8 protein-coding genes are annotated in these 9,134 nt (G+C 71.6%); 5 read left to right on the top strand and 3 right to left on the bottom strand.

What is annotated here, in order from left to right; translation table 11 throughout:
* Window positions 1–539, bottom strand: a 539-nt coding sequence (locus tag GUY61_RS29950) for a hypothetical protein (protein WP_243766854.1), incomplete at its 3' end; no start/stop codon positions are given.
* Between the two features lie 520 nt (window positions 540–1,059).
* On the opposite strand from GUY61_RS29950, the gene GUY61_RS29955 reads away from it, so the two are divergent.
* The 4 genes from GUY61_RS29955 to GUY61_RS29970 are packed head-to-tail and all read left to right on the top strand — an operon-like array spanning window position 1,060 to window position 5,442.
* On the top strand, window positions 1,060–3,915 hold the full coding sequence (locus GUY61_RS29955) for a nitrate- and nitrite sensing domain-containing protein (RefSeq protein ID WP_166633380.1): 2,856 nt from the start codon (window positions 1,060–1,062) through the stop codon (window positions 3,913–3,915).
* Window positions 3,912–4,367 carry a roadblock/LC7 domain-containing protein gene (locus GUY61_RS29960; protein WP_166633381.1) on the top strand — a complete coding sequence of 152 codons (456 nt, stop codon included), beginning with the start codon at window positions 3,912–3,914 and terminating at the stop codon, window positions 4,365–4,367. Before GUY61_RS29955 ends, GUY61_RS29960 begins: the two co-directional genes overlap by 4 nt.
* Before the next feature lie 9 nt (window positions 4,368–4,376).
* On the top strand, window positions 4,377–4,772 hold the full coding sequence (locus GUY61_RS29965) for a DUF742 domain-containing protein (RefSeq protein WP_166633382.1): 396 nt from the start codon (window positions 4,377–4,379) through the stop codon (window positions 4,770–4,772).
* 58 nt (window positions 4,773–4,830) lie between these two features.
* The gene (locus GUY61_RS29970; protein ID WP_166633383.1) at window positions 4,831–5,442 is read left to right on the top strand and encodes an ATP/GTP-binding protein; all 612 of its coding nucleotides are present in this window, start codon (window positions 4,831–4,833) and stop codon (window positions 5,440–5,442) included.
* A gap of 30 nt (window positions 5,443–5,472) precedes the next feature.
* Here the strand turns inward: GUY61_RS29970 and glpK are convergent, their stop codons facing one another.
* A complete protein-coding gene (gene glpK, locus GUY61_RS29975) occupies window positions 5,473–7,002 on the bottom strand; it encodes a glycerol kinase GlpK (protein WP_166633384.1) in 1,530 nt (509 codons plus the stop codon).
* Window positions 7,003–7,152: 150 nt separating this feature from the next.
* Window positions 7,153–7,878 carry an MIP/aquaporin family protein gene (locus tag GUY61_RS29980; protein WP_166633385.1) on the bottom strand — a complete coding sequence of 242 codons (726 nt, stop codon included), beginning with the start codon at window positions 7,876–7,878 and terminating at the stop codon, window positions 7,153–7,155.
* Between the two features lie 656 nt (window positions 7,879–8,534).
* Here GUY61_RS29980 and GUY61_RS29985 point away from each other — a divergent pair.
* Window positions 8,535–9,053, top strand: coding sequence for an NUDIX domain-containing protein (locus GUY61_RS29985; protein ID WP_166633386.1), 519 nt, complete (start codon window positions 8,535–8,537; stop codon window positions 9,051–9,053).
* Window positions 9,054–9,134: the final 81 nt, after the last annotated feature.

A 9,134-nucleotide genomic window follows, 5' to 3' on the forward strand; every position in this document is an offset into this window, starting at 1 on the left:
GCAGCAGTCGGAAGTCCTCGCTCAGCCAGTGGTACGGCGCGAAGTTCGCGTCGCCGTCCGCCGCCCGTAGGCCGGGCGCGGGAGGCGGCCCGGGCGGCGCGGCGGGCGCGGCGGCGCTCCTTGCGCAGACGGCGCGCCGTGCTGCTGGGCACCGAGATGACGCCGTGCCGCTGGTTGTAGACCTGGCGCGTCACCCACACGTCCAGCACGCCCCAGGTGGCCACAACGGTGCTCGCCACACTGCTCAGCACCATGGGGAAGGCCGCCCAGGACCCGGCCAGGGTGCACAGCACCGCGCTCATGGCCTGAATCAGCGTCACCGACACGATGAGCACCGCGCGCACGGCCGCCGCGCGCACCGGATCGGGGAGACGGGGCCGGACCGCCGGCTCCTCCACCCACAACTGCCGCCCCGGCGCCGGGAGACCGAGACCCGCGTCCTCCCCGTCCGGGTTCGCGGCCGGAGCCGTGACCCCCGCCCTCGCGCCGTCGAAGCCCCCGGACCCGCCGACACCTCCGGTACGCGGCTCGCTGCTCATGAACGCTTCCCTCCCCACCGCCCGGCGGACCGATCGGAGCGGGCGCCGGCCGCCCGCCTCCTGGGTGGCTGCCCGGCCAACACCGTTCCCAAAAGCGATGCATGGGGCACATTCGTCCCCGTACAACTCGTATCTCGTACAGTTGGACGAACGTGTCTCCGTGAAGATTCCCGCGGAACGTAGAATTCCAGCCAACCCTGTTCCTTCTCCGGGGGCCTGGGGCCCGGGTGAACACCCAGGTGGCCCCCGTCACACTTGTGCGCGTCATCGGCGGGAATTACGGGACAACTCGTGATGACTGTCTCACCGCTGGCTGAAAGCCGACCGGACATGTCTTCGAGATGCCTGTACGTCAGTAGTAGGCTCGCGCCGTTTGATTGACCAACTGACGCAACTGCAGCAACCCGAGTACCGCGCGTAACCGGGTTTTCCGCAGCAGCGAGCGGCTTGGCCGCCAACGCACCTGTCGGATTTCAGACGAAGACCGCCCCGCTGACGGGGTGTCGAGCTGGGGGAGGCCATGCGCTTTCGCGGGAAGTCCATCCGCAGGAAGATCGTGGCGCTGCTGCTGGTGCCGCTGGTGTCACTGACCGCGCTCTGGGGGTTCGCGACGGTCATCACCGGCCGGGAGGCGGCCCATCTCCTCGATCTGTCGCAGGTCGGGACGAAGCTGGCGGCCCCCATCGAGGACGCCATCCAGGCCCTGCAGCGCGAGCGCCGCGGAACGCTGATGTATCTCGCCGATCCCCGCGCCTCCGACACCCTCGCCGAACTCCGCCGGCAGCGCTCCGCGACCGATGCCGAAGTGGCGGCGATCCGCTCCAAGGCCACGGCCGAGGTCCGCGAGGCGATGGGGGAGCAGTCCCGCAGGCGCCTGGACGCGGTCCTCGAAGGTCTCGACGGGCTGGACTCCCTGCGCCGCACCGTCGAACAGAACAACCTCACCCGCGGCCAGGCCATGGCCTTCTACGTCCGCCTCGTCGACCCCTGCTACACCTTCCTGGGCGGCCTGGACGCCCTGCACGACGCCGAGACGGACCGGCAGCGCTCTGCCCTCTTCAACATCTCGCAGGCCCGCGAACTCCTCTCCCGCGAGGACGCGATCCTCGCGTCCGGCCTGGCCGCGCGCAGCTTCGGCAAGAAGGACGTGCGACAGCTCACCGAGCTGGTGGCCGGCCGGAAGATGTACTACGACACGAACCTGCCCGCCCTGCCCTCCGAGGACCGCACCGCGTTCCTCGCCTACTGGGAAGGACCGGAGGCGGAACCGCTGCTCAAGGCCGAGGAACGGGTCATCGCGGCCGGGGCGTCCGCGGCGCCGCGCGCGATCGGCGCGCAGGACTGGAACGAGGCCGCCGCCGCCGTGCTCGACGACCTGGACCGGCTGGACGAGCAGGCCGCGGAACGCTTCCAGTCCCGGATCGAGCCCGTGGCCTCCGGCATCATCGCCAGGGCCGTGGCCGCCGGTGCGCTGGGCTTCGTCGCCCTGCTCGTCTCCATCGTCGTGTCGGCCAGGATCGGCCGCGGACTGGCCCGCGATCTGTCCCGGCTGCGCCACGACGCCCACGAGGTCTCCGGTATCCGCCTGCCCAGCGTGATGCGCAGGCTCGCCTCCGGCGAGCAGGTCGACGTGGACACCGAGGCTCCCCGCCTCGAATACGCGAAGGACGAGATCGGCCAGGTCGCCAAGGCTCTCAACACCCTTCAGCGTGCCGCCATCGAAGCCGCCGTGAAACAGGCGGAGATGCGTCGCGGGATCTCCGAGGTCTTCGTCAACCTCGCCCGCCGCAGTCAGGTCCTCCTGCACCGGCAGCTGACGCTCCTCGACACCATGGAGCGCCGCACCGAGGACACCGAGGAACTCGCGGACCTGTTCCGCCTCGACCACCTCACCACGCGCATGCGCCGCCACGCCGAGGGCCTTGTGATCCTCTCCGGCGCGGCCCCCTCCCGGCAGTGGCGCAAGCCCGTGCAGCTGATGGACGTCGTACGGGCGGCGGTCGCCGAGGTCGAGGACTACGAACGCATCGAGGTGCGACGGCTGCCCAGAATGTCCGTCAACGGACCCGCCGTCAGCGACCTCACCCACCTCATAGCCGAACTCCTTGAGAACGCCACGGTGTTCTCCCCGCCGCACACCGCCGTCCAGGTCGTCGGGGAGCGGGTCGCCAACGGTTTCACCCTCGAGATCCACGACCGGGGCCTCGGCATGACCCCCGAGACCCTGCTCGACGCCAATCTGCGCCTCGCCGAGACCCCCGAGTTCGAGCTGTCCGACACCGACCGGCTCGGTCTCTTCGTGGTCAGCCGGCTCGCACAGCGGCAGAACGTCCGCGTCTCCCTGCAGCCCTCGCCGTACGGCGGCACCACGGCCGTGGTGTTCATCCCGGCCGCCCTGCTCACCGACGCCCCCGACACCAACGGCAGCGGCCTGAGCCTCGACCGCGGTGCCCGCGCCGGCCGCGGCGAGGGCACCGGCGGCCGCGGGGGCACCGCCGCACGGCTCGCCGCGCTCGCCCAGGTGCCGGTCGCCCTGCCCGACCTGCCCGCGGGAGTGCTCGGCGGGCCCGTCGAACTCGAGGCCCCGTTCGGGGCGATCGACCTGGACGAACCGGACCGGCGCGGCGGCCTCATCCGCGACGTCGTCCGGGAGCGGGAGAGCGAGACCCACCGCAAGGCCGACGACGACCGCAGGCCCGGCGGCCCGGAAGCGGCCGGACCGACAGGCCGCTCCGGCGCCCCGGGCAGCACGGGCCCCGCGCGCAGGCCCGGCCCACCGGGGCGGCAGCACCCGTCGCCCGCGGATCCGGCCGGCCCCACGGGAACGGCGGATCACGGCGCGTCCCCGGGAGACGACACACCGGCCCCGCTGCCCCGGCGCAGGTCCTCCACACCGGCCTCCCCGGTTCCGAGGCTGGTGGTGGCCGACCGCAACCGTGCCGCCGGGAAGGCCGGCACCCAGGAGCCGGAGCAGCGAGAGCCGATGGAGAGCAACAAGGACGAGCCGCCGTCCGGCGGGCTCCCCAGGCGCAAACGCCAGGCGAACCTGGCACCCCAGCTCAGGAAGGGCCCCGCCCGCCTGGATCTGCGGAACCCTTCCGGCGAACCGGAACCGGACCGCGACGCGGACGAGGTACGCAGCCGCATGGCCTCCCTGCAGCGGGGCTGGGAGCGCGGCAGGGAGCAGAACGACAGGACCGAGCAGGAAACCGGTACCGCAGTCCGCACGGGCGGCCGCGCGGATTCCCGCAAGGAGTCCCGCGCGGATCCCCGCGCGGATTCCGGCACGGAGGACCGTGCGGAGGACCGTGCGGAGCGGGAACCGGCACCAGGCGACACAGCGCAGAGAACGACATCTGAGGGGGACGGTCGATGACCGCATCGAACGCCGCGGCCCGCGACATCGAGGACGCCGCGCACAGGAGCACGCTCAACGGCGAACTCAACTGGCTCCTCGACGAGTTGGTCGACCGCGTCGCAAGCATCCGCAGGGCGCTGGTGCTCTCCGGCGACGGACTGCCCACCGGCGCGTCCAAGGACCTGACACGCGAGGACGGCGAACACCTGGCCGCCGTCGCCTCCGGCTTCCACAGCCTGGCCAAGGGCGTCGGCCTGCACTTCGACGCCGGCCGGGTGCGGCAGACCGTCGTCGAACTCGAGGACGCCTTCCTGTTCGTCACCGCGGCGGGCGACGGCAGTTGCCTCGCGGTCCTCTCGGACGCCGACTCCGACGTCGGCCAGGTGGCGTACGAGATGACGCTGATGGTGAAGCGCGTCGGGGCGCATCTGTCGACGGCTCCGCGCGCAGACCTGTCCGCCGGGGGGTAGTGGCCAGTCATGACCGACGCCGGACAGGACGCGCCCCGCTGGTACGACGACGCCGCCGGACCCGTGGTGCGCCCCTACGCGATGACCCGCGGGCGCACCAGCAGTCCGGGCCAGCACCGGCTCGATCTGATCGCCGTGGTCGTGGCGGAGGTCGCCCCGGACGACTCCGGCCTCGACCAGACGCTCTCACCCGAGCACGTGGACATCATCGGGCTCTGCCAGGACAGCCCGCAGTCGGTGGCCGAACTCGCCGCCGGGCTCGACCTGCCCGTCGGCGTGGTCCGCGTCCTCATCGGCGACCTGGTGGAGGGCGAACTGGTGCATGTGAGCAGGCCCGTCCCGCCGGCGGAGCTGCCCGACGAGAGCATTCTGCGCGAGGTGATCGATGGCCTGCGCGCGCTGTGACAACGGCAGGGCCGGCCATCGGACGACCGTGTCATGAGCACCATGGGAGAAGAGAGCAATGGTCTTCGGGCGTCCTGAGCGCAAGAAGCAGCCCCGAGTGGAGCCCCTGACCCTGAAGATCCTGGTCGCGGGCGGCTTCGGGGTGGGCAAGACGACACTGGTGGGCGCTGTCAGCGAGATCAGACCGCTGCGCACCGAGGAGGTGCTCACCGAGGCCGGACGCCCGGTGGACGACGTCTCCGGCGTCGAGGGCAAGACCACCACCACCGTGGCGATGGACTTCGGCCGGATCACCCTGCGACAGGACCTGGTGCTGTACCTCTTCGGCACGCCCGGGCAGAACCGCTTCTGGTTCCTCTGGGACGAACTTGCCCAGGGGGCGCTCGGTGCCGTCGTCCTCGCCGACACCCGGCGGCTGGAGGACTGCTTCGCCGCCATCGACTACTTCGAGCGCCGGGGCATCCCCTTCGTCGTGGCCGTGAACTGCTTCGACGACGCCTCCCGTTATCCGGCGCAGACCATCAGCGCGGCGCTCGACCTCGACGAGGACGTTCCCGTACTGATGTGCGACGCGCGGGAGAAGGAGTCGGTCAAGGAGGTGCTCATCTCCGTGGTCGAGCACGCCCTCACCGTCTCCGCCGCACGCCGCCGGCAGCCCGCCGGCACCTGACCGGCCGGCAGGCCCCCGGCCCGCCGACCGTCAGTCGTCGCCGTCCTCCTGCCAGCCGAAGCTGCGTTCCACCGCCTTGTGCCAGTTGCGGAACTCCCGGTCGCGCACCTCGGCCGGCATGGCCGGGGTCCACTCGGCGTCCTTCTGCCAGTGGGCCTTCAGCTCGTCGAGGTCCGACCACACGCCGGTCGCGAGCCCGGCCGCGTAGGCCGCGCCCAGGCAGGTGGTCTCGGCGACCTTCGGCCGGATCACGGGCACGTCGAGCACATCCGCCTGGTGCTGCATCAGGAGGTTGTTGACGGTCATGCCGCCGTCCACCTTCAGGGTGGTGATCGGCACGCCGGAGTCCTGATACATCGCGTCGACCACCTCGCGCGTCTGCCAGCTCGTCGCCTCCAGCACGGCGCGCGCCAGATGCGCCTTGGTGACGTACCGGGTCAGGCCAGTGATCACGCCGCGGGCGTCGGACCGCCAGTACGGCGCGAACAGGCCCGAGAAGGCCGGCACGATGTACGCGCCCCCGTTGTCGTCCACGCTCGCCGCGAGCGGCTCGATCTCGTCGGCGCTGCGGATGATGCCCAACTGGTCGCGGAACCACTGCACCAGCGCGCCGGTGATGGCGATGGCACCCTCCAGGCAGTAGACGGGCGCCTCATCGCCGATCTTGTAGCCCATCGTCGTGAGCAGCCCGTTCTTCGACGGGACCGGCCGGTTCCCGGTGTTGAGCAGCAGGAAGCTGCCCGTGCCGTACGTGTTCTTGGCGGTGCCGGTGTCGTAGCAGGCCTGCCCGAACACGGCGGCCTGCTGGTCGCCGAGGGCCGAGGCGACGGGCACCCCGGCGAGCTGCCCCACGGCCGTCCCGTACACCTCGGCGGACGACCTGATCTCCGGCAGGACCGCCTCGGGGACGTTCATCGCGGAGAGGATCGAGGGGTCCCACTGGAGGGTCTGGAGGTTCATCAGCATGGTGCGGCCGGCATTGGTCACGTCGGTGACGTGGACGCCGCCGTCGGTGCCGCCGGTGAGGTTCCAGATCAGCCAGGAGTCGATCGTCCCGAAGGCGATCTCGCCGCGCTCGGCCCGGGCACGCAGACCGGGCACGTTGTCCAGCAGCCAGGCGGCCTTGGGGCCGGAGAAATAGCTGGCCAGGGGCAGCCCGGTGGCCTCGCGGAAGCGGTCCTGGCCGTCCGTGCCGCCGAGTTCGCGGCAGAGCGCGGAGGTGCGGGTGTCCTGCCACACGATGGCGTTGTGCACCGGTTTCCCGGTGGACCGGTCCCACAGTACGGTCGTCTCCCGCTGGTTGGTGATGCCCAGCGCGCTCAGCCGGCCGGCGTTCAGCCCCGCCTTGGCGAGGGCGCCCGCCACCACGGCCTGGACCTTGGACCAGATCTCGGTGGCGTCGTGCTCCACCCAGCCCGGTTTGGGGAAGATCTGACGGTGTTCGCGCTGGTCGACGGCGACGATGCCGCCGTCCTGGTCGAAGATGATGCAGCGGCTCGAGGTGGTGCCCTGGTCGATCGCGGCGACGAACTTCTGGTCGTTTCCGTTGGTGCTCGTCATGGCTGCCCCTTGGTCGGACCTGGTTCCCGGTTTTCCCGGTCTCTCCCGGTCGGATTCCCTGTCGGATTCCCGGCCGGTGCGGTGCCTGGCAGGCGCGGTGCCCGGCCGGTGCGCGGTGCCGGCCGGTGCGGTGCCCGTCCGGCGCGCCGTTCAGAAGGCGAGGTTGTAGATGAGGCCGCCGAGCGCTCCGCCGATCAGCGGCCCCACCACGGGGATCCACGCGTAGCCCCAGTCGGAGGAACCCTTGTTGGGGATCGGCAGCACCGCGTGGACGATCCGCGGGCCGAGGTCGCGCGCCGGGTTGATGGCGTACCCCGTGGGGCCGCCGAGCGAGAGACCGATACCGACCACCAGCAGCGCGACGATCAGGACCAGGGTTCCGGATTCGCCCAGGCCCTTGGTGAGGCCGAACGCGAGGATCGGCAGGACCAGCGCGACGGTGCCGATGATCTCGGTGATGAGGTTCGCGACGGGATTCCGGATCTCCGGGATGGTGGAGAAGATGCCCAGGGTGGGCAGCGACTTCTCCCGGTCCGCGTTGGCCTGGAACTGCGCCAGATACACCAGCCAGGCGAGCACGGCGCCGAGCATCGCACCGACGAACTGCCCCAGGACGTAGACCCAGACCTTGCCCCACTCCCCGGTGTCCACGGCGATGCCGACGGTCACGGCGGGATTCAGGTGGCCACCCGACAACGGAGCGGCGGTGTACGCTCCCGCCATCACGCCGAAGCCCCACCCGAAGGTGATGACGATCCAGCCGGACGCCTGGGCCTTCGAGTAGTTCAGCAGGACGGCCGCGACGACGCCGGCGCCGAAGAGGATAAGTATCGCGGTGCCGATGACCTCACCGAGAAATATGTCTCCATTGCTCATGGTGGCTCCTAGGCCTAGGCCCTAGCCCGGGGCGGTGACCCCGGCCCTCCGTGCGGGGTGGTTTCCCTTGGCCACGGAGCCCGGGGCAGGGGGATCCCGAGCCCTCCGCCCGGCGTCCGTGACGAGCGTCGTGAGCGTGCCTAAGTGCGGCGATGCCGACTGAGAAGGCAGTGTTCACCGGCGCTACCGGAGCGTCAAGGACGCGTACAGCAACGCCTGCTCGGAGCGGGTGCCGGACAGAGCCCCGTCCCATGTCAGGGTCGCAGAATGTGTGAGAAGCCGCGCTTCGGTGCGAAGCGGATGCCCCGCGTCCGCCGGGACGGCCGCGGCCGGCGGAGCGGCGCACCTATGGGCCGCACGGGAGAACCGCGCGCGGGCCGGTGGCGTCCAAGGAGTCAAGACGGGCAGCCGGGATCGACGGGGGTGTTTCCGGCTGCCCGTCGGTATCGGCATCCTCCGCTCCGCATACGCCGGTGAACGGCCCCGGCCCAGAGGGGCGCGCCGCCCCGGCCCGGCCCCGCGGGATCGGGCCGGAGCGCGCAGCGGCCGGCGTTTCCCCTGCTCGGCCCGCCGCCGTGCGGGCGGTCGTGGCATGCCTCCCTCTGTCGGCGGCCCGACCCGCACCGGGGCAAGGAGCGTCGGATACAGTCCCGCGCGTGATCGCCTCCAACACCCCCGACAAGGACACCCACTGCTCCGGTTGCGGAGCGCCTTATCCCGCCGCGGAGGGCTGGCCGCGCACCTGCGCCGCCTGCGGAAACACCGCGTACCGCAATCCGGCGCCCGTGGCGGTGGCCCTGCTCCCGGCGTACGACGTGAACGGCACCGGACTGGTCGTCGTCACCCGCTCCATAGAACCGCGGCGGGGCGGCATCGCCCTGCCGGGCGGCTACATCGACTACGGGGAGGACTGGCGGCGCGCCGTGGTCCGGGAGCTCAGGGAGGAGACCGGTATCGAGGCCCCCGCGGAGGACGTCAGGCTCGCGGACGCGCTCAGCTCGCCGGACGGCCATCTCCTGCTCTTCGGGGTCCTGCCGGTCCGGGACGCCGCCCGCCTGCCGGAGTCCGCCCCCACCGACGAGACCGAGGGATGGCACCTGCTCAGGGAGCCCGCCGAGCTGGCCTTCCCGCTGCACACCCGCGCCGTCCAGGCCTGGTTCGCGGGCCGCTACTGACCTCTTGCCCCAAGCATCCTTCCCCGGCCGGGCCACCACGGCCCGGCCCCGCACCCGCCGGGCTTCCGTCCCTCCCGGACC

Origin of the sequence: Streptomyces sp. GC420 (genome assembly GCF_009916105.1) — a bacterium.
Taxonomy (GTDB): Bacteria; Actinomycetota; Actinomycetes; order Streptomycetales; family Streptomycetaceae; genus Streptomyces.

What these genes read in the sequence shown, in the direction of transcription:
- GUY61_RS29970 (WP_166633383.1), top strand. Translation starts at nt 4,831, where the DNA reads ATGGTCTTCGGGCGTCCTGAGCGCAAGAAGCAGCCCCGAGTGGAGCCC.
- GUY61_RS29965 (WP_166633382.1), top strand. Translation starts at nt 4,377, where the DNA reads ATGACCGACGCCGGACAGGACGCGCCCCGCTGGTACGACGACGCCGCC.
- GUY61_RS29960 (WP_166633381.1), top strand. Translation starts at nt 3,912, where the DNA reads ATGACCGCATCGAACGCCGCGGCCCGCGACATCGAGGACGCCGCGCAC.
- GUY61_RS29955 (WP_166633380.1), top strand. Translation starts at nt 1,060, where the DNA reads ATGCGCTTTCGCGGGAAGTCCATCCGCAGGAAGATCGTGGCGCTGCTG.
- glpK (WP_166633384.1), bottom strand. Translation starts at nt 7,002, where the DNA reads ATGACGAGCACCAACGGAAACGACCAGAAGTTCGTCGCCGCGATCGAC.
- GUY61_RS29980 (WP_166633385.1), bottom strand. Translation starts at nt 7,878, where the DNA reads ATGAGCAATGGAGACATATTTCTCGGTGAGGTCATCGGCACCGCGATA.